22 protein-coding genes are annotated in these 20,048 nt (G+C 42.2%); 11 read left to right on the top strand and 11 right to left on the bottom strand.

The genetic code is table 11. The features are described 5' to 3' along the window. Entirely contained in the window at positions 1-948 is a 948-nt protein-coding gene (locus ACQ76V_RS06260; RefSeq protein ID WP_440999630.1) for a TerC family protein, read from the bottom strand. Between the two features lie 85 nt (positions 949-1,033). Further along, on the bottom strand, positions 1,034-1,972 hold the full coding sequence (locus ACQ76V_RS06255) for a hydrogen peroxide-inducible genes activator (RefSeq protein ID WP_440999629.1): 939 nt from the start codon (positions 1,970-1,972) through the stop codon (positions 1,034-1,036). Between the two features lie 169 nt (positions 1,973-2,141). On the opposite strand from ACQ76V_RS06255, the gene ACQ76V_RS06250 reads away from it, so the two are divergent. Genes ACQ76V_RS06250 through ACQ76V_RS06235 form a run of 4 tightly spaced genes read left to right on the top strand, consistent with a single transcriptional unit; the run spans position 2,142 to position 4,268 of the window. After that, a complete protein-coding gene (locus ACQ76V_RS06250) occupies positions 2,142-2,417 on the top strand; it encodes an acylphosphatase (RefSeq protein WP_440999628.1) in 276 nt (91 codons plus the stop codon). Between the two features lie 8 nt (positions 2,418-2,425). After that, positions 2,426-2,968 carry an RNA 2',3'-cyclic phosphodiesterase gene (thpR, locus tag ACQ76V_RS06245; RefSeq protein WP_440999627.1) on the top strand — a complete coding sequence of 181 codons (543 nt, stop codon included), beginning with the start codon at positions 2,426-2,428 and terminating at the stop codon, positions 2,966-2,968. Positions 2,969-3,001: 33 nt separating this feature from the next. Continuing rightward, positions 3,002-3,847: an alpha/beta hydrolase gene (locus tag ACQ76V_RS06240; RefSeq protein ID WP_440999626.1), complete on the top strand. Its 846-nt coding sequence runs from the start codon at positions 3,002-3,004 to the stop codon at positions 3,845-3,847. Between the two features lies 1 nt (position 3,848). After that, the gene (locus ACQ76V_RS06235; protein WP_440999625.1) at positions 3,849-4,268 is read left to right on the top strand and encodes a secondary thiamine-phosphate synthase enzyme YjbQ; all 420 of its coding nucleotides are present in this window, start codon (positions 3,849-3,851) and stop codon (positions 4,266-4,268) included. A 5-nt stretch (positions 4,269-4,273) separates the two neighbouring features. Here the strand turns inward: ACQ76V_RS06235 and ACQ76V_RS06230 are convergent, their stop codons facing one another. The 3 genes from ACQ76V_RS06230 to ACQ76V_RS06220 are packed head-to-tail and all read right to left on the bottom strand — an operon-like array spanning position 4,274 to position 5,823. Then, on the bottom strand, positions 4,274-5,152 hold the full coding sequence (locus ACQ76V_RS06230) for a glycerophosphodiester phosphodiesterase (RefSeq protein WP_440999624.1): 879 nt from the start codon (positions 5,150-5,152) through the stop codon (positions 4,274-4,276). Further along, entirely contained in the window at positions 5,142-5,474 is a 333-nt protein-coding gene (locus tag ACQ76V_RS06225; RefSeq protein WP_440999623.1) for a hypothetical protein, read from the bottom strand. The genes ACQ76V_RS06230 and ACQ76V_RS06225 overlap by 11 nt, the downstream gene beginning before the upstream one ends. A gap of 1 nt (position 5,475) precedes the next feature. Then, positions 5,476-5,823, bottom strand: a complete 348-nt coding sequence (locus ACQ76V_RS06220; RefSeq protein ID WP_440999622.1) for a hypothetical protein — start codon at positions 5,821-5,823, stop codon at positions 5,476-5,478. A gap of 80 nt (positions 5,824-5,903) precedes the next feature. Between ACQ76V_RS06220 and rlmB the strand changes: the two genes are divergently transcribed. After that, positions 5,904-6,647, top strand: a complete 744-nt coding sequence (rlmB, locus tag ACQ76V_RS06215) for a 23S rRNA (guanosine(2251)-2'-O)-methyltransferase RlmB (RefSeq protein WP_440999621.1) — start codon at positions 5,904-5,906, stop codon at positions 6,645-6,647. Positions 6,648-6,655: 8 nt separating this feature from the next. On the opposite strand, the gene ACQ76V_RS06210 is transcribed toward rlmB, so the two are convergent. Together ACQ76V_RS06210 and ndk are read right to left on the bottom strand one after the other, a co-directional pair. Continuing rightward, entirely contained in the window at positions 6,656-7,885 is a 1,230-nt protein-coding gene (locus ACQ76V_RS06210) for an exo-beta-N-acetylmuramidase NamZ family protein (protein ID WP_440999620.1), read from the bottom strand. A 15-nt stretch (positions 7,886-7,900) separates the two neighbouring features. Next, positions 7,901-8,332, bottom strand: a complete 432-nt coding sequence (gene ndk / locus ACQ76V_RS06205) for a nucleoside-diphosphate kinase (RefSeq protein ID WP_440999619.1) — start codon at positions 8,330-8,332, stop codon at positions 7,901-7,903. A 134-nt stretch (positions 8,333-8,466) separates the two neighbouring features. Between ndk and ACQ76V_RS06200 the strand changes: the two genes are divergently transcribed. From ACQ76V_RS06200 to ACQ76V_RS06190, 3 genes are all read left to right on the top strand, one after another. After that, a complete protein-coding gene (locus ACQ76V_RS06200) occupies positions 8,467-10,314 on the top strand; it encodes an adenylate/guanylate cyclase domain-containing protein (RefSeq protein ID WP_440999618.1) in 1,848 nt (615 codons plus the stop codon). Between the two features lie 145 nt (positions 10,315-10,459). After that, entirely contained in the window at positions 10,460-10,903 is a 444-nt protein-coding gene (locus tag ACQ76V_RS06195; protein ID WP_440999788.1) for a methylglyoxal synthase, read from the top strand. Continuing rightward, a complete protein-coding gene (locus tag ACQ76V_RS06190; protein ID WP_440999617.1) occupies positions 10,904-12,994 on the top strand; it encodes a thioredoxin domain-containing protein in 2,091 nt (696 codons plus the stop codon). It begins immediately after the preceding gene. Positions 12,995-13,060: 66 nt separating this feature from the next. Here ACQ76V_RS06190 and ACQ76V_RS06185 read toward each other — a convergent pair whose 3' ends face one another. Next, on the bottom strand, positions 13,061-14,242 hold the full coding sequence (locus ACQ76V_RS06185) for a metallophosphoesterase (protein WP_440999616.1): 1,182 nt from the start codon (positions 14,240-14,242) through the stop codon (positions 13,061-13,063). Between the two features lie 87 nt (positions 14,243-14,329). Between ACQ76V_RS06185 and ACQ76V_RS06180 the strand changes: the two genes are divergently transcribed. Further along, on the top strand, positions 14,330-15,196 hold the full coding sequence (locus ACQ76V_RS06180) for an anti-sigma factor (protein ID WP_440999615.1): 867 nt from the start codon (positions 14,330-14,332) through the stop codon (positions 15,194-15,196). A gap of 74 nt (positions 15,197-15,270) precedes the next feature. Here ACQ76V_RS06180 and ACQ76V_RS06175 read toward each other — a convergent pair whose 3' ends face one another. The 3 genes from ACQ76V_RS06175 to ACQ76V_RS06165 all read right to left on the bottom strand — a co-directional run bounded on the left by ACQ76V_RS06175 (position 15,271) and on the right by ACQ76V_RS06165 (position 17,897). After that, positions 15,271-16,026 (bottom strand): DUF4412 domain-containing protein, encoded by a 756-nt coding sequence (locus tag ACQ76V_RS06175; RefSeq protein ID WP_440999614.1) that lies wholly within the window; start codon positions 16,024-16,026, stop codon positions 15,271-15,273. Positions 16,027-16,154: 128 nt separating this feature from the next. Then, positions 16,155-17,285 (bottom strand): tRNA 2-thiouridine(34) synthase MnmA, encoded by a 1,131-nt coding sequence (mnmA, locus tag ACQ76V_RS06170; protein WP_440999613.1) that lies wholly within the window; start codon positions 17,283-17,285, stop codon positions 16,155-16,157. Between the two features lie 114 nt (positions 17,286-17,399). After that, entirely contained in the window at positions 17,400-17,897 is a 498-nt protein-coding gene (locus tag ACQ76V_RS06165) for an HNH endonuclease (protein WP_440999612.1), read from the bottom strand. A gap of 324 nt (positions 17,898-18,221) precedes the next feature. Here ACQ76V_RS06165 and ACQ76V_RS06160 point away from each other — a divergent pair, with 324 nt between their 5' ends. Both ACQ76V_RS06160 and ACQ76V_RS06155 read left to right on the top strand, forming a co-directional pair. Further along, positions 18,222-19,529 (top strand): Glu/Leu/Phe/Val family dehydrogenase, encoded by a 1,308-nt coding sequence (locus tag ACQ76V_RS06160; protein WP_440999611.1) that lies wholly within the window; start codon positions 18,222-18,224, stop codon positions 19,527-19,529. Between the two features lie 58 nt (positions 19,530-19,587). Beyond that, positions 19,588-20,001 carry an ATP-binding protein gene (locus ACQ76V_RS06155; RefSeq protein WP_440999610.1) on the top strand — a complete coding sequence of 138 codons (414 nt, stop codon included), beginning with the start codon at positions 19,588-19,590 and terminating at the stop codon, positions 19,999-20,001. Positions 20,002-20,048 lie beyond the last annotated feature (47 nt).

The raw sequence follows: 20,048 nt of genomic DNA, 5'->3' as shown, positions 1-20,048 counted from the left end.
TTATTCGTCGGGCAGGTTCTCTTGTGCTACGGGGTCTTCTTTTTTGGGATACATAATGGAAGCCACGATAGAGAGGATAAGCGCACCGGCAACAAATGCCAGGGCGTATGGTGTGGGAATGTGATATAAGTTAGAAAGCAACATTTTAATACCCACAAAAACGAGAATCAGAGAGAGTCCATAGTGCAGGTAATGAAATAATCGCATAATCCCGGAAACGGCAAAATAAAGGGCTCGGAGACCTAAAATCGCAAAAGCATTGGAGCTGTAGATAATAAATTCGTCGCGGGTAATGGCCAGAATGGCGGGAATTGAATCGAGTGCAAAAACGAGATCAGTGGTTTCGATAACGACCAGGACGATAAACAGTGGAGTGGCAATGAGCCGACCCATTTTGCGGATAAAAAACTTTGAGCCGTGATAACTTTTGGTCGTGGGAAATATGCGGCGGACTAACTTTAATACCGGATTTCGTTCGGGATGGACCTCTTTATCTTTTTCCATCGCCAGTTTAATCCCGGTAAAAACGAGGAATCCACCAAAGACGTAGATAATCCAGTGGAAGCGCTCGAGAAGGGCTACGCCGGTAAAAATAAAAAACAATCGCATAACCAGCGCCCCGAAAATCCCCCAGAACAACACTTTATGCTGGTATTCATCCGGTACCTTGAAGTAGGTGAAAACCAGCAAAAATACGAAGATGTTATCGACACTGAGAGATTTTTCAATCAGGTAGCCGGTGTAGTAGTCGAGGGCCGTTTGAGATCCCATGTAATAGTATATGCCCAACCCGAAAATGAGTGCCAGTACAATCCAAACGCCCGTCCAATACAACGCTTCTTTGATGCTGACGGCTTCATCCTCTTTATGGAGTACAACCAAGTCAACAATGAGCATCACAATGATGAACACATTGAAAACTGACCACAGAAGAATGGAATGATCCAAAACGGAGATCTAATTTTTGAGATTAAAAAAACAAGCCTCAAAAGTAGGTAATATTTAAGAAAGTTGATAGTTGGCCAGGTACAAACTATTCAACTAAAAGCCCTTCCTCTTCTGTCTTAAGTTCTCCCGGGATTGCTGATATGATTTCATTTTTGAAAGCTTCAATGATATTTTTTTTCAGGTATTCACGTCCATAAACGATCCGTACTTTTCGGCGTGGAACAGGATCATCAAACTCCCGCAAATGTGCTTTGGCACATTGCTCATTAATCTGATTTTTAGCCAGATAGGGGAGTAAAGTCATCCCAAAATTTTGCTCAACCAACTGTTTCAAAGTTTCCAGGTTGCCGCTTTCGAATTCAATCATGGGATCCTCGAGCTTATCTTTACGGAATTTCTTGCACAGCTTAACGGTTTGATCGCGGAAACAATGGCCTTCATTGAGCAACCACAAGTTAGTGACTTCCAAGTCGTCAACCGAAAGCCGCTCTTTTTTTGATAGGGAATGATCTTCGGATACATATCCCAAAAACGGTTCATAATAGAGATCCTCTTCAAAAATATTACCACGGTCTGCAGGTGTGGCTATAATCCCAATATCAAGATAGTCCTGATTTAGTAAATCCAATAATTTGTCGGTGACAACTTCTTCGAAAACCAGGTGTACATTGGGATATTTGTCGCGAAAATTCCGAAGAAAAAGGGGAAGCAGGTAAGGAGCCACAGTTGGGATAATGCCAATGCGAAAGGTCCCCCGGAGTTCATCATCAGTCAGGGCTGCCAGATCTTCAATATGTTTGGACTGTTTGATAATTTTTTTTGCTTCGGCTATTATCTTTTCCCCAACTTCAGTGGGAATGACGGGCGATTTGGAGCGGTCAAAAATGGTAACACCGAGCTCGTCTTCCAGTTTATGAATCTGCATGCTGAGAGTGGGTTGGGTGACGTATGATTTTTCTGCAGCAGTGGCAAAATGGCGGTAGCGGTCGACAGCAATAATATATTTTAGTTGCGTAATAGTCATAGTAAATCTATTTCAAAGCAAAATTGGAACAATATGTTTGACGGAATTATACAAACTTTAAAACTTTAAATCGTGAAAGTTCGAGATTTCCTTTCAGATTAGTACATTAGCCGTGAATCACTAAACAATTGAGAGTTAACGATTTAATAAAAGCATAGCTAAAAAAATTATGCAACAGGCGCATGTATTTATCGAAGGACGGGTACAAGGAGTTGGATTTCGACATTTCGCGAGGGTAAATGCCGAAGAAGTCGGAGTCTTTGGCTGGGTTAAAAACCTACCCGACGGACGGGTAGAAGCCGTTTTTGCCGGGCCACTTGACCATATAAGAGAGATGGTAAACCGTTGTGAACAGGGACCGGGTGCCAGCCGTGTGGATAATATTGATGTTACGGTTGAAGAAGCTGATGAAGAGTATGAAGAATTTGAGGTGCGTTATCATTAACCTTTTTTATGCGCTTATTTATAGCAATTCCTATCCCTGAAGCAGTAAAAAAAAGATTGCTGGATTTACAGCAACCCATCGAAGGAATGCGGTGGCAGGCCAAAGAGCAAATGCATCTGACACTGAAATTTGTGGGAGAAGTGGATGAAACCACTGGCAATAAGTTGCGGAAAGAAATGACAAAAATTGCTCATCCCAATTTTTCTATGACGATAGCAGGAATTGGGTACTTCCCGGAAGGCAAACATCCCAAAGTTGTTTGGGCGGGCGTCAAACAGAATGAGTTGCTGTTCGAGTTGCATGAAAAAATCGAAGGTTACTGTCAGAATATGGGCATTTGCCCGGAAAAGCGACCGTTTAAGCCTCATGTCACGGTTGCACGTACAAAGGGCACGTCTAAACGAGCAGTTACATCATTTATTAATCAGCATAAAAAATTCGCTGTTCGTGATATTCTCGTTGATGAGTTTGTACTTTATGAAAGTAAACTGCATTCTGACGGTGCCCGGCATAGTCGATTGCAATCTTACCGGCTGAAGTCGGATGAATAGTTTTGTTATATTTGATCTGATTAACTCAAACTATTGTCATCTATTTTGCGAATTGTGCAGTCATTTTTCTGGATTCTTTTAGGTGTGGCGGTCGGATATATTCTGTTGGTTTTTTTGATGTATCTGCTGCAGGGAAAAATGATTTATCATCCTCAAAAATCACTTTCCTATACTCCTGAAGATGTTGGTTTATCGTATGATGATATCACCTTTACGACAGAGGATGGCTTGTCTTTGCATGGATGGTATATTCCAGCCGATAGCAATATTACTGTTTTATATTTCCACGGGAATGCAGGTAATATCTCGGGGCGACTGCAAACAATACAGCTTCTCCATGATTTGGGAGTTAACGTTTTTATCTTTGATTATCGGGGATATGGAAAAAGTGATGGACGCCCCAGCGAGGAAGGAACGTATAAAGATGCCCGGGCTGCATGGGACTATCTGGAATCGGAAAGGAATACTGAAAGCGATCGGATTGTGATTATGGGTCGGTCGTTGGGTGGTGCCGTCGCATCGTGGCTTGCTGTTCAAAAACAATCGGCTGTTACTGCTACTATTATCGAATCCACGTTTATATCTGCTGCTGATTTGGGAGCCGATTTGTATCCCTGGCTACCAGTGCGGTCCATCATAAAGTATGACTACAACACCATAGAAAATATTAAACAGATTGAATCCCCATTATTTATGGCTCACAGCAGAGATGACGAAATTATACCGTATTATCATGGGAAGTCACTTTTCGAAGCGGCCAATTCCCCCAAAACATTTGTTGAGCTGCAAGGTTCTCACGGCTCCGGATTTTGGGAGACAGGAGAAAAATATCGCCGGGCATTGCGGCAGTTTTTGAATGCAAACACGAGGAATCAATAATATGGATATTACCAGCAAAGAGATTACGGTTGGAGCCGAAGGATTTTCGGATATTAAAAATATCACGGAACAGGTGAGGGATTTTGCCACCGAAAGTGGTTTTTTGGAAGGAATCATTCATATTTTTCCGATCGGTTCTACTGCTTCGATATCTACGATTGAGTTTGAGCCGGCACTTGTTGAGGATATGAAGGACAAACTGGAGGAGTTTGCACCGCACGATCAGACCACACGTCACGGCGAAACATGGGGCGATGATAATGGGTTTTCGCATATACGTGCTACCATGATGGGGCCGGGCATAACAGTCCCGTTGCATGATGGGAAACCGGTACTGGGAACATGGCAGCAGATTGTGATTTTTAATCACGATAATAAATCCAGAGATCGCCGAATCTTTTTGCAGGTGATGGGAAAGTAAAGCAGTTATTGAGCCTGGGAATGATATTGTTCCACAACAGTTTGCAACACATCTGGTTTGTCGGTGAAAATGCCATTCACACCACCTTCAATCAATTTTTGCATACGTTTTTTGCTGTTAACCGTATAAATAAAGCTCGGGATGCGGTATTTGTTGAGGTTGGCGATCCATTTTCTGCTTAACTGCCGGTAGCTGCAGTTAAAAGCATCTACACCATATTTTTTTACCAGTTGATTTGGCAGTAAGCGATTTGATTGCCTTCGGTTATACAGTAAGGCAACAGGAATATCGGGGGCCAGTTGTTTTAAATGAAGCAATGCTCGATAATCAAAACTCGAAAAGAGGACGTGATTTTGCATGTCAAATTCATTGACCAGCTGGATTACTTTTTGTTCAATGCCCCCGAAAATAGAATCAGAAACAGCTTCTCTTTTAATTTCGATATTAATAGCAATAGTACCCGATGCAAATTTCAGCACTTCTTCTAACGTGGGAATTTTTTGATTTGAAAACTGTGGATCAAACCACGAGCCTGCATCTAATTGTTTTAGTTCATTGAGTGTATAATTACTTAGGTATCCACGTCCGTTGGTATGCTTATTGAGTCGTGCATCATGAAAAACAACAGGCACACCGTCTTTACTTAGAGCAACATCCAGCTCGATCATTTCGGCCCCTAATTCTATCGCTTTTTTGAACGCAATCATGGTATTTTCAGGAAAATAAGCGCTGGCACCGCGATGGGCAATGATGATGAAGTTGTCACCATCGTCGTTATAAAGTGTAGGCAAACTGTGCTTTTGTATCATAGAAGGCTGAGCCGGACCATTAACAGTTGCAATAGGAACAAAAACCAAGATAAGGTAGAGAGCCCTAATTCCCATGCTGTATTTTCCATTGCAGGTATTCCAGCAGCTCATCAAGTTGATTCTTTTGATAAAAGATTAAACCCATATTTATTACAAAAACAGCAAAAATGATGATAAAAAAGGTTTGGCTGAGCTGGGTGATATCAAAATAAAAGGAGTATCCAAAAAACAGGATGGCCGCAATATTTACGGCAAGTTGAATCCATTTATTACGTTTTCTTTTTTGAAGGGCCTCTATTTGCTCAGTCTCTGATAGCGAAAGTTCTTCTTTCTTAAGATGAACTTTCAGGTATGATTGAAGTCGGTTCTGGGTGTTAGAATCGCTAAAATCGGTCATATCAATTTTTGTGTTGCATAATGCGCTGCATTGCGTTGCGAAGCAATGAATTGTGCTTACTTCTTTTTGCAGCCGTAATATACAGAAGATAAAGACCAATCATAGTTGTTACACTGGCGATCATTATTAGCGATGTGGAAAGCCATTGTGGCTGGATTAGCCCCAAGACAGAAACAGTTACAACAGTCAAGCCCAGGAATATTTGTGATACTGCGGCAATCATATAGAATGTAGAAAGTGAATGGGTTTGTTCTACATAATGTGATATGGCAGAATTATGTATGGAATCCTTTATATTGGATGACTCAGAGAATGGAAAGGAATCATCTTTTCGGTTCTTGTTTTTCATAGGTCTACCCTTTTTTAAATAAGCCGTTAGTACTTATAAGTTAAACGAAATTATTAATATTTCAACTTACTGCCTTTATTATGCCAGAAAATGATAACAATATTTACATCTATGGTCGCAATCCCATCAAAGAAGCATTGAACAATGAAGCCGAGCGTATGGAGAAAATTTTTGTACGTGATTCATTGCACGATTCGCAACTCCCGGATATTTTTGGTTTAGCATCACAACATCGTATACCTATTTCGCATGTCCCGGGTTCCAAACTTTTTGAATTGGTAGGAAAAGTGAACGATCAGGGAGTAGTGGCCCTGATGAGCCAGATATCCTATCAGGATTTTGGCAACTGGCTCGATACGGTTGATACCTCGACCTATCCGGCTGTTTTGTTGTTGGATGAAATCGAAGATCCCGGGAATCTGGGGGCTATGCTTCGCACAGCGGCAGCAGCAGGTATTGCAGCGGTATTGGTTCCGAAGCATCGGCAGGCGCCCATCAATGCAACCGTTCATAAAACTTCAGCCGGTACTGCCGGACGTATTCCCATCGTTCGGGTTGGAAACCTTAATCAATCTATCATGAAGCTTAAAGAGGAAGGATTTTGGATCTGCGGACTTGATATGAATGGGGATCAAGATCTTTGGGATCTGGAGGTTGATCGTCCGCTGGCGTTTGTAGTGGGGAACGAAGGCAGTGGCATCAGTCAAAAAACTTTGGAGCACTGTGATTACAAATTTCGTATTCCCATGGAAAATAATGTAGAATCATTAAATGCTTCGGTAAGTGCGGCTCTACTTTGTTACGAGTGGAAACGAAAAGTGTAGCCCCAAATTTATTCGTAGATAAGATATTGTTTTCGTTGCTTCTTGAATTCTCGGGCTGTTTTCTCCCAATTATTAAGGTACGAATCGTTTTTTAACTGCTCTTGCAGTAGCGCATTATCTATGCCGCTGAGTTTAGGCATATAATTATTGAATGAAGCTTCCGGGCTTGCATCAAGCAACGTTGATAGTAGCTCAGTTCCAAGTTTAACCGGGTTAAATGCATCGGGATTGGTGATCTGAATCGCAATACCGTGGCACCGTTCTCCTTCAAACTTGGGATTGGAAGCTTTGCCGGGAATCGATTTCGGAGTAAAAGAACGCCGCTCAATATTAACGCCCGAAAATTGTCGACGAAGTTTTGCAATATGAGAGGTGGTCAGCTTAGTTTTCGGTGACCCTATTCGAAGAAATGGGTTATCCGTCCCTCGTCCCTCAGACATTGTTGTACCTTCAAAAAGTACGGTTCCCAAATAAACATAGGCATGATAAAAACGGGGAAGATTTGGAGAGGGAGGTATCCAGTCAAGACCGGTGTCAGGCCATTTCATTGAACGGTTCCATCCATCCATTTGAATCACGCGAACGGTTGCCTGATCCGCATTGTCGACCCATTGTTCACCGACCATCATTTTGGCCAATTCGCCGAGTGTCATTCCGTGTACCATGGGGATAGGATACTTGCCTACAAATGACTGGTGTTTGTCCTGCATCATCCATCCCGAAATTAAATCACCGGCGGGATTGGGTCGATCTAATACCCATACCGGAATATCCTGAGCCCCCGCAGCTTCAATGACATTTCCCAGTGTAGCATTATAGGTATAGAATCGGGCTCCAACATCCTGAATATCAAAAAGCAGAACATCTACTTTTTCGAGCATGTCGGGAGTTGGGGTACGGCTTTTGCCATAAAGAGAAAATACCGGCAATCCAGTAGATTGATCGATCCCATCTTCAATTGTTTCACCGGCTCCAATATCACCGCGAAAGCCATGCTCAGGAGCAAAAAGGGTGGTAATATTTATATTTCGGGCAAGTAAGGTATCAAGCATATGCGAGCCTTCGACGCGGGCCGTGGGATTCATGACCAATCCTACACGTTTGCCTTCTAAGTCGTCAAGGTGATTGTTGAGCAATACCTGTCCTCCTACTTGTACCGTTGGCTGGGACTGAGTCAAGTTACATCCCAAAAGAACTAAACATGCACAAACGGTAAGCAGGGCAGAAATAGCTCGCATATCCTCGAAATTTTGTTAGGCTTTGTTAGCCACTACTTCAGCTTCAGAAAAGAAATAAGCGGCTTCTTTTTTGCCGTTTTCAACAGAGTCGGAACCGTGGATTATATTTTCTCCTACGCTATCTGCAAAATCCGCACGGATCGTCCCCTCTTCGGCTTCACTGGGGTCGGTAGCACCGATAAATTCACGGAAATCTTCGATCGCATTTTCTTTTTCGAGAATCATGGGTATGCAGGGACCGCTGCTCATGAACTCAACAAGTTCATCGAAAAAAGGTCGTTCTTTGTGAACGGCATAAAATCCGCCAGCAGTATCTTTGGTCAGACGAGTCATTTTCATCGCAACAATACGAAATCCGGCCTCTTGGATACGCTGGGTAACTTCGCCAATTAGATTTTTTCGTACGCAATCTGGTTTTAGAATTGTGAGAGTTCGTTCTACTGCCATAAAGTAATTGTAAATTTGTAACAGTTTAGGATTTCTGTGCTCTTTTAAATAAAGGACGTAAATATAACGCTTACTACACTAATTCACGAAGTCGATTGTGAATGGTTTTTTACTTCTAAAGTAATCGGGCATCAATGGTTGATCAGAAGACGGTACAATTATCATGGAGTTGGCAGGTTAATGCTTTACCACGTGAGATTTGGCCATTTATTACTGATACGAACCGTTTGTTTAAGGATTTAAAACAGCCGAGCATACAGAAGGCTCATATTACTCAGTCGGTGGATCAGGATTTGATTCAGCTTTCCTACAATGGTATCAACCGTTATGAGGTTTGGGAAGAAGAACCTTTTGAGTGGGAATATCCCTATAGGTTTGGCGTTGTTCGGCATTACCAATCTGGAGCGTACAAGGATTTAAAAATGCAGGTTGATTTAAAAGAAATTAAAACGGGCACCCGATTGATTGTTAAGCTGTGGGCTATTCCCCGTAATAAGTTCCTTTCGTTTTGGACTACCCTGAAACTTAAAACGTTATTAAAACGTCGGCTAAAGAATGTAATTGATACCTACGATCGGTTAGCCGTAAGTAATCGGCATCACTATCAAACTGCCAAGAAAAAAAGGCTGGTGCGTGGTGGTAAAAAACGTCTTGAGCAGATTAAGGAAGGGCTGTATAATAGCCAGGTAGATACGGCAGTGTTGAGGCGGTTAATAAAATTTATTTGTCATGCTGATGATCTGGATCTGCAGCAAATTTCTCCACGCACACTTGCTGAGCTGTGGGAAGTACCCCAAGAGAAGGTTTTTGAGGTTTTTATCCATGCAGCCAAAGCTAATTTGCTAAATTTTAACTGGGACCTGTATTGTCCTTCTTGCAGAAGTATTCAAGAGTCGGTTAAAACCTTGAATCAGATTCACGAGCCGATTTACTGCGATGAATGTGAGCAAGAATTTAAAGTCAATTTCAACAAAACAGTGCAGCTTAGTTTTCGACCACATCCACTGGTACGTAAAATAAACAAAGAGCAATATTGCATTCGCGGTCCACAACAGAAATCGCATGTGTTTTTTCAGCAGTATATAAAGCCCGGAGAAAAACGCTATTTGATGACAGACTTACCTGACGGTGAATATATTTTGCGGTCAACGAAGTCAATGGGCACGGCAACGGTATATGTTGATGAAGAGGGGGATGATACGATTCATATTAACATCACTGCTACAGGGTTGACCGGTGAGGAAGCACACATTTCGAACAGTCCGAATTTAAGTATCGAGAATACCAGTAATGAAAATAAGCTAATCACTCTGGAGCGCAAAAGTTGGTCTTTGCATGGAATAAGTGCTGCCCAGGCTACTTCGTCACAGTTGTTTCGCAATCTATTTGCGGATGAAGTCTTACGAAAGGGAGAGAAGATTTCGGTGGATAATCTGACGTTTATGTTTACTGATCTGTTTGATTCAACTGGCATGTATAACGAGGAGGGAGATGACAAAGCTGTTGGACAGGTTATTGATCACTTTGAAATACTACATCAGGTGGTTGCCAAAGAAAATGGTGCCATTGTTAAAACTATTGGGGATTCGGTAATGGCGGTATTTTGTGAACCTGATCAGGCATTGCGAGCTTATCTCAGGGCCCAGAAAATAATATCGGATGATGAACGCTTTACCGATGATTTACGACTTAAGGCAGGTATTCATCATGGAAGTTGTGTGGCTGCTAATCTCAATAGCCGCATAGATTATTTTGGATCAACGGTTAATATTGCTTCACGCTTTGTAGATTCTGCCTCAGAAAACGAGCTTATTATATCACAGAAAGTATTTAATAAGCATAGTTTGCAAGATGTGCTTGAGGAATTTGACAACAAGGAAAGGAGTGAGGATATGAGTATTCGTCTTAAGGGATTCGCAAAAGAATCGTTTGATATCAAACGTCTCCAAATCAGTGATTCACCTCTTCGATTGGCAATTTAGTATTTGCTTTCCGGATAAAATTGTATTTGAGAGCTATCTATACTTACCGTAGCTTAACCGCTGAATCTACTATTTTTAAAATTATATATTTGATATGAACGTAAAAGCAAAATCTCAGCAGCCTGTTGCACCCGGAGCAAAAAAGATGAAAAAAAAGAAAAATATTGCTCTCATTGCCCATGACCATCGTAAGAAGGATTTGATCGATTGGTGTGATTTTAACAAAGGGTCGCTTTCAAAGCACAAGTTGTTTGGGACAGGAACAACGGGTAAGATGATCGCTGATACGGTAGGATTGGAAGTGAATCGTTTTAACAGCGGCCCGTTAGGGGGAGATCTTCAGATTGGAGCCGCTATTGCAGAAAATAAGATCGAAATGATGATCTTCTTCTGGGATCCCTTGCAGGCTCAACCACATGATGTAGATGTTAAAGCGCTGCTGCGAATTGGTGTACTTTATAACATTCCGATGGCCTGTAACCGATCTTCGGCCGACTTTCTTATTTCGTCAGAGCTTATTGATGAAGAGTACGATCGGTTTATTGTAGATTACAGCGAACGTTTTTCTAAAGATGTAGATAAAAAGTAGATGAGTGATTCTTCTGGTCGCAATCAAAACCGCCTGGCAAAAGAATCCAGTCCGTATTTGTTGCAGCATGCTGATAATCCGGTAGATTGGTACCCGTGGGGTAATGAGGCCTTTGAAAAGGCCAGAGAGGAAGATAAGCCGGTGCTGGTATCTATTGGCTATGCGACCTGCCACTGGTGTCATGTAATGGCGCATGAGTCGTTTGAAGATGAGCAGGTTGCCCAATTGATGAATAGGACGTTTGTGAATATAAAAGTAGATCGTGAGGAGCGTCCTGATATTGACAATACCTATATGCTGGTGTGCCAGATGCTTACCGGTAGTGGCGGATGGCCGCTCAACGTTTTTTTGACTCCTGATAAAAAACCGTTTTATGCAGAAACCTATATTCCCAAAGTCGGACGACAAGGGCGGCCCGGGATGCGGGAGCTTATTCCATGGATTTCTAAGCTTTGGGAAAATGATAGGGAGAAGATTATAAATTCTACCGATGAAATTGTCACTGCTTTTCAGAAATCTACGGTATTTGATGCATCAGACCGTTGGGACAGTGATATTTTAGATGAGGCATATTATCAATATGAGCAACAGTTTGATCAGCGATTTGGGGGGTTCGGTACCTCTCCAAAGTTTCCAAGTCCACATAATCTCATGTTTTTGCTTCGTTATGCAGATTGTTATCAGAATTCAAAAGCGTTGGCAATGGTTGAGCAAACGCTGACCTGCATGAGAATGGGCGGCGTTTTTGATCAGGTGGGCGGTGGATTTCACCGTTACTCGACGGACCGGAAATGGTTGGTGCCACACTTTGAAAAGATGCTCTACGACCAAGCGATGCTGCTTATAGCTTATACCGAAGGGTGGCAGTTTACCAAGAACGATTTATTTAAGCAGACGGTGGATGAAATCTGCAGTTACCTGATGCGAAAGATGCGGGATCAAGATGGTGGGTTTTATTCTGCCGAAGATGCTGACAGTGAAGGGGAGGAAGGTAAGTTTTATGTGTGGAGCACCGAGGAGGTCAGAGAAATGTTACCAATGTCGGAAGCGGAGCTTTTTATCGAAGCTTATAACCTGGTCGACGAGGGGAATTATCATGATGAGGCCACCGGTCGGAAAACGGGCAAGAATATCCCGCACCTTCAGAAGTCGTTTAAAGAACTTGCCCAAGAGCGGGAGATGAAGCCTGGAAAGCTACGTTCGACCTTAGCAGCAATTCGAGAAAAATTATTAAAGCAGCGCCAAAAACGCGTGCATCCTTTGCTTGATGACAAGATTCTCACCGATTGGAATGGATTGATAATGGCGGCACTGGCCAAGGCGGGATCGGTGTTTGATAATCAAGATTATATTGCTAAAGCAGAGCAGTGCTGGAGGTTTATTAAAGACAAGCTGTTAGTGGAGGATAGTGGTCTTAAACATCGTTATCGCAATGGAGAAGTAGCCATTGACGGTCATGCCGATGATTATGCTTTTGTGATTTGGGGGCTCATTGAGTTATATGAAGCGACCTTTAAAACGGAATATTTACAATATGCTGTTTCATTGAACCAACAGCTTATCAAGGGCTTTTGGGATAAAGAAAGCGGAGGATTTTACTTTACCAATGAATCTGCCGAGGAGCTGCTGGGTCGAAAGAAGGAGATTTATGACGGTGCTATGCCGTCGGGGAATTCTATTGCTATGATGAATCTGCTGCGATTAGGACGAATGATCGGGAATACGGAGTGGGAGCAGATGGCAGATGAATCGCTAAAATTATTTACTAAAAGTATTGAACAGACCCCAACGAGCTTTGGGGCAGCTCTGCAAAGTGTGGATTTTGTAGAAGGAGATTCCCGAGAAATCATCATTGCCGGTTCTCGGGATTATTCTGATGCATTTATACATCCGTTGTACAATCATTTTTTACCCCGTTCGGTAGTGATACTTAATGATCCACAAGATGATCTTATACAGGACTTAGTACCGTATCTATCAGATTTCGGGATGCAAAATGGTGAGCCTACTGCTTATGTGTGCCAAAATTATACATGTGAGCTGCCCACAAATGATCCGCGTAAAATGATGAGGTTGATCAGAGAGGATTAAGTATCAAAGTTGTCGCTTCTTGAAAGCTTAACCGGTTAATTTCTATGGTGCGTACGAAGTTAGATTTTATTTCTTTTGCAATGTAATCACCGAGATATTAGGTGGAGCTCCGTATCGAATGGGGGCCAGCGTAAAGCCGAGCCCATTATTTACATTGATCGGCAGATGGTTTTCTTGGTAAAGCCCCTGTATGTATTTGGTTTCTTGCTGCGAGGCTGAGAAGTTCATCCCCATGAATGGCACATGAATTTGTCCACCGTGGGTGTGACCGGCCAGCATGAGATTGTAGCTTTGTTGCTGCGCTTTTGCAATTAATTGGTCATTTACTTGGTGAGAGGCGAATATTTTAAGCACACTGTTAGCGCTGTTTTTGGTTAATGAATCGACGGTAGTGGGGTTCGATTTTTTGCTGTACACTTCGGTTATACCAGTGATCGTAATATTGTTGCTACTATCAATTGGGATCGTGTGATTTTCATCCTGCAGCAGTGGTATATTTTCTTTGGTTAATGCTTTTTCTACATGGGGAGTTCCGGCCCAGTAATCATGGTCACCCACGATGGCGAACGTCCCGTAGGTTGATGTGGTTTTACCAAATTCCTGGGCAGCCATCTTGATGAAATCGGTGCCGTAAGAAATGAGATCACCCGTAAAAATGACAAGATCTGGCTTCTGATTGTTTACTTTTCGGATGTAATTTTGGATCTCAGTCCGACCGGTATATTCATCACCCTGGATATCAGTAATATGAACAATTGTAAATCCTTCGAGCGATTCGGGTAGGTTTTCTACCGGAATGGTGATTTGCTTTGCTTCTACCTGGGTTGTGTGGAGGTAGGTTTTTGTTGCAGTGAACAGGAATATAGCTGCAAATAGTGTTACGATTATATGAGGATGCCACCGGCTAATGATGTTTTTATCCCCATAAAAATTGTTCATGGCCATCTTAATAAGATCAAAAAAGATGACCCAGGTTACCAGCTGGAATACGAAAATGAGACCAAACCAAAACCAATATGTTAGGGGTTGGGGATAGCCGAGTAGATCAATGGTACCGGTGGTGTAAAAGTCGATGATCCCCGCGAGTGGATAGGTGAAAAAGGAGAGAAACAGTGCCGGGGCCAGCAGCTTGGCGGTGGTTGAATGAATGTATGATTTGCTTGTTGCGTAATAGCGAAATGATAGGTAAAGTATGGCGGGTAGCATTATGACGGCTACCACGAGTGTCATTCTTAGAAGCCAGGGCACGAAAAATAGTTTTTAGGTTCTGGTTATTTTCTGATATCTATACGTAAATAGTGACCTATGTAATATTCATCAAATATACATTTTGCGATGGCTAAACAACAACCGGATAGTGAAACGTTCAAAGAGCTTTGTGCGGATTATGTGTTGAATATTCTTGAACAGGATGAGCGCATGCGATTCGAGGAGATGCTGGACGAGGCGACTGATTCTCAGCGAGAATTATACCAACGGATGCGATCGAAGGGGAATGAACTGCTTTTTTCTGACAAGGATAATCCTTCGCCAGAGGATCTTAGGCAACAGTTGCTTGCAGCTGTTGAGGACTGGGATGGAAAGGCAAAGGAGCGTTCTAAGCAACATGCAGTTACGAAGGAAGAGTCAGATGAGGAGGTTGAAAATGAAGTTGTTGATGCGGAGGAAACCAGCGTATCACTTACGTTAGTTCTGTCTATTGTTCTGGGTTTTATTTGCTTGAGTTTGGTGTTTTATGCTTTTTCGCTGCGATCGGAGATTAGTGCTCAAGAGAATATAATTGATAGACAAGAGGAGCAGATTGCCGATCTTGAGAATACGATCGGAGATCTACAAGAGATGCTTGCGGTGACGAAATCTCGTCAGCTGCATGTGGTGAGGCTACTGGGCATGGAAGCGAATCCCTTCGGCTATGGAAACGTGATTTGGGATTCGCAAAATAACAGGGCGATTGTGCGCCTTGCTGAGCTCCCAGATCCTGGACCAAATGCCCAATATCAGTTTTGGGCTATTTTAGATAGTAAAGCCATTAATATTAAGTCATTTTCGATTGATAATAATGGAAATGCTTTATTTATAGCCGATAATTTGGATGGCTTGAATAATCGAAAGGATTTTTCCTTTGCTGTTACGTTGGAGTCTGATGGTGAGTCTTCTCAGCCGGATGGCGAAATGCACCTGATGGGAAGTTTCGGAAAGTAGTTGGTAGTGAGTATTGAATAGAAAACCGTGAACTAAGGGTTTTGCTACTCAATACTCATATCTCAAAACTATTTTTACTGCCGGCTCATTTTTTGAAAGAGGTAATCCTGAAAGCTAAGTACTTTAACACCTGAAGGAACCTGTACCATGGCTTTGGCAATGGTTGAGGTGTTTACTTCGGTAGCCTCCAATTTTGATACCAGCTGATCGTTTTCAAACACTTCGACTTTTAAAGGGAAATACTTTTCATTGAATACAAGATTCGTAGGCAGGCTGCTGATAATGGTTTTTGCACTGCCGGTCCATGATTCGGCCAACATGCCCCAGTTTACATCAAGCTCATTGGTCATCCATACTTCGGTGTGTTCGTTGGGTTCGTCATCATCACGAAAGATAAATTTGTCTGCCTGATAGCCGTGAATAGTCGCTGATTCACCGGTACGTTCATAATCAATATTGTCGGCTTTGTCAGCTGCTTTGTTAGCGCTCTGGCCGTTTCCAAACATATTCATCATGGATGTAATATCCGTTTTGGAAATTTTGAGAGCTTCATTACTGCCAGTCAAAAAGACAAAATCTTCGAAGTCGAGGCGAACCAATACCCCTTCTGTTTGAATAGATTCCATGAAGTCGTATTTCTTTTCGCCCTGCAGTAAAATACGCTCCGAAGTTACATACAGTGTAAAATTATCGTCCTTTTGCTCAACGCCTTCTGATGAATAGTTGTAATTGTCGAAGGTTATCTTACCTTCGAATTGTGCAGAGGCAGGTTGCTGGCTAAAAGAAGCAACCAATAGCATAGCCGATAGATAATAGGAAGCTTTTTTCATGATCAAAAAAAGTTAGATGGTAATTACGTTTTATCTTTTTACACCAATAAGAAAAACAAGTTTCACTAAAATAAGAAAGCCTACCCGAATTAACGAGCAGGCTATCTAACGTTTGATAATAACAAAGATTATGCTTCTTGCAGAATGTTGGTATCCACATTTACTTTGTGGATCCAGCCTCCACCCACAACATCATCGCCTTCGTAACAGACAACCGCTTGACCGGGAGTAATGGCTTCGCGTCCGGTGGGGAAGGTGACTTCGATTTCGTCATCGCCCAGTTGTTTTAGCTGGCCAATGACACCATCATCGTTATACCGAATTTTTCCGGTAATTTCCATTTCGCCACCGGGTACTTCACCGTACTTACTAAGGTTGATATTTTTTGCTTTACAGGTAGTTGCTACCAAGTCTTCTTTTTCACCAATGGTGATAACATTGGTTTCCGGATTAATATCGGTGACGTACACACGCTTGCCGAGTGCCAGATCTAAACCGCGGCGCTGGCCAATGGTGTAAAAAGGATATCCTTCGTGTTCGCCCACAATATTTCCCTCCTGATCGACAAACTTACCGCCTTTGACACGTTCTTCAAGTCCATCAACGCGGTCTTTTAAGAATCGCCGATAATTATCGTCGGGTACAAAGCAAATTTCGTAGGAGTCTGGCTTATCAGCGACTTTCGTGAGTCCAAACTCTTCGGCCATATCGCGAATTTCTGTTTTTTCGTAGCTTCCCAGCGGAAATATAGTTCGAGCTAAATGCTTTTGTTCAACGCCCCATAGTGCGTAAGACTGATCTTTTTTGGGATCAAGTCCTTTGGAGATAACATATCGTCCGTTTTCTTCACGTACATTTGCATAGTGACCGGTGGCAATATAATCGCAACCGAGGTTGTCTGCACGCCGTAGCAATGCGGCCCATTTGATATGTGTGTTACACAAAACGCAGGGATTGGGTGTACGTCCATTCATATAGTCATCCACAAAACGATCAATGACCCAATCTCCGAATTCGTCACGGATATCTACGATAAAATGCTTGAAACCATGCTTGACAGCAATTTGTCGTGCATCGTTCATAGATTCAAGAGTACAGCAACCGGTTTCTTTATCCGATTTGCCGCCTACCCGGGAATAATCCCACGTTTTCATCGTAATTCCGATGACATCGTATCCTTGTTCTTTGAGCATAACAGCTGCCACTGAGGAGTCAACACCTCCGCTCATAGCTACTAATACTCGTCCTTTGCTACTCATTTTATTGATTCAATTGTAATCTGAAAAGTGTGAATGAACCTCGAAGATAAGATTTTTTTATGTATTTTTTATGAAGAGAATTTGTGGGCAGAAGGTGAAAAGAAGGGGGATATATTACATGTACAGGTAGGGCTTCCAGTCGTCCTGAACCCCGCCGAGTATAGATTGCAAAAAGGTGATATGGATAGGCCGAAAAGGTTTTTGGGTTAAGGGCATTTTAGCCTCTTCGGGCGTTCGATTTCCTTTTTCGACATTGCAGCTATTACAAGCTGTAACCAGGTTTTCCCACGTATCTTTGCCACCGCGACTTTTAGGCAATACGTGGTCGATGGTTAGATTTTTTGATGATCCACAATATTGACAGGTTTTGTGATCACGCTTCATAATGTTATGACGCGACAATACAATTTTGTTGTAGGGGATGTTAATGTATCGACGCAATCTGATTACAGACGGATAGGAGAAATCCTCGGAAACTGTGCTGATGGTTCGCTCGGGATAGTCATGCAGTAGTTCGGCTTTATCCAAGAATAAAAGCTTTACCGAGCGGTGAACCGAACAAATACTGAGCGGTTGGTAATCTTTATTTAATACCAGAACATTTGCGTCCATAGCATCTATTTTAAATTACAGCAATGAAATTTGACCCAAAAAGTTGTAATAACGTTCATCTTGAATGTTTAATGTGTAGAATCAACATTAAATTTTATTCAAATGCAACATGCTGTCATGCATAAATCGGAGAATGAATTTTTAATGATTTATGATTTTAAGCCGGAAAAACTAATAAGCTTTAAAAAAAATCTTACCTATATCATCTAATATTTTTTTTATACCTTTCCGTCTCTCAAAATTGCTGACTGTCAATGAACATCATAGACTTTGACTTTTTGTAGTATCGAACAGAAACAAGATCAGATTTTTTAATCTTAATTTATGCCTTACAACAAAAATATGTATACCACCGGTTATTATAAGGAGCCGGGACCAAAGCTTGATGAGGAATCCCCTTTTGAATCGATGTTAGAACGTTTCCGTTTTGCCGCGGAAGTTCTTGAGCTTGATGAGGGAATGTTCCAATATTTAGCAAGTCCCGTTAAACAGGTTACCGTTTCCATTCCCATTGTTATGGATAGTGGAGACATTCGTGTATTTGAAGGATATCGCGTTATCCACAATAATTTGCTGGGACCCTCAAAAGGAGGCATCCGCTATGCTCCGGATGTAACGCTTGAAGAAGTCAACGCATTAGCGGCCTGGATGACCTGGAAGTGTGCAATTGTTAATGTACCATTTGGCGGTGCCAAAGGTGGGGTGCGCGTTGACCCTAAACAGCTTTCAGACGGTGAGCTGGAGCGGTTGACACGTCGTTATACAGCTAATATGCTTGAGGTATTTGGTCCTGATCGTGATATCCCGGCGCCGGATATGAATACCAATGAGCAGATTATGGCTTGGGTGATGGATACCTATAGCATGAATGCTCATAAAACAGAAACGGCAGTTGTGACCGGGAAACCGATTATTTTGGGCGGTTCGCACGGACGTAAAGAAGCAACAGGTCGTGGTGTGGTAACGGTTACATTGGCCGCACTTAATAAGATGGGTATTTTGCCCAATAAGTGCACAGTCGCCGTTCAGGGATTTGGTAATGTCGGTTCTGTAAGTGCCAAACTGATGTATGAGCAGGGGGCCAAAGTTGTTGCCATTAGTGATATAACAGGTGGTTATTACAACGAAAACGGCATTGATATACCTGAGGCGATGGAGTATGCCAAAAATCATGATAATTCTCTTGAGGGGTATTCCGAGGCTGAAAAAATTACCAACGAAGAATTATTGCAGTTGGAGTGCGATGTATTGATCCCCGCCGCAAAAGAGGATCAGATTAATCGTGAAAATGCCGGTGATATTAATGCCAAAATTATTGCTGAAGGGGCTAATGGGCCTGTTACAGCAAATGCTGACTCTATTCTCGAAGATAAAGGTATTATGGTTGTACCCGATATCTTGGCAAATGCCGGGGGAGTAACCGTTTCCTATTTTGAATGGGTGCAAGATCGCCAGGGATACTTCTGGACCGAAGAGCGCGTTAATCGTCGCCTTAATCGGATGATGCGCAATGCTTTTGATAACCTTTTTGAAGTACGAAACCAGTATGACATTACCTTGCGGCAAGCGGCTTATGTTTTCGGAATTAATAAAGTGGCCATGACGTTGAAACTGCGCGGACTTTACGCTTAGTAGTTTTTTCAATTTAGGGATTTTCAGTGATCGGCATCCCTTCGTATATCTTTCGTTTATGTCAAAAACTGATTCAAAAAAACTTGTTTTAAATTCCAAGTTTGACGAGATGAAACGGTTAGAGCCGTATATTGATGAGCTGAAGCAGTGGGCTGGTTTTAGTGATGAAGATTCCAGTCGTATTATGCTTACGCTTAGCGAAGCCGTGAATAATGCCATTATGCACGGCAATAATGAGAATCCGGAGAAAAAAGTGGTGGTACTTTCAACCTTGGATGAAGAAAAGCGGACACTTACTATTAGTGTGGAAGATGAAGGAGAAGGGTTTGCCCCCACAGAAATCCCCGATCCCCTTAAAGAGGAGAATTTATTAAACGAAGGCGGACGAGGCGTTTATCTGATCGAACAATACGCCGATGATCTCACCTTTTCGAAAGGCGGAAGTAAGGCTACGATAACGTTTCAGCTTTAAAGCTGACTGCAGGTATTAGAGATAAAAAAGGCGATGAAATTGATTTC

It is taken from the genome of Fodinibius sp. SL11 (assembly GCF_052060035.1).
In the GTDB taxonomy this organism is placed as follows: Bacteria; Bacteroidota; Rhodothermia; order Balneolales; family Balneolaceae; genus Fodinibius.
Note: the sequence above shows the minus strand (reverse complement) of the source record. Positions and strands in the feature narration are given on the sequence as shown.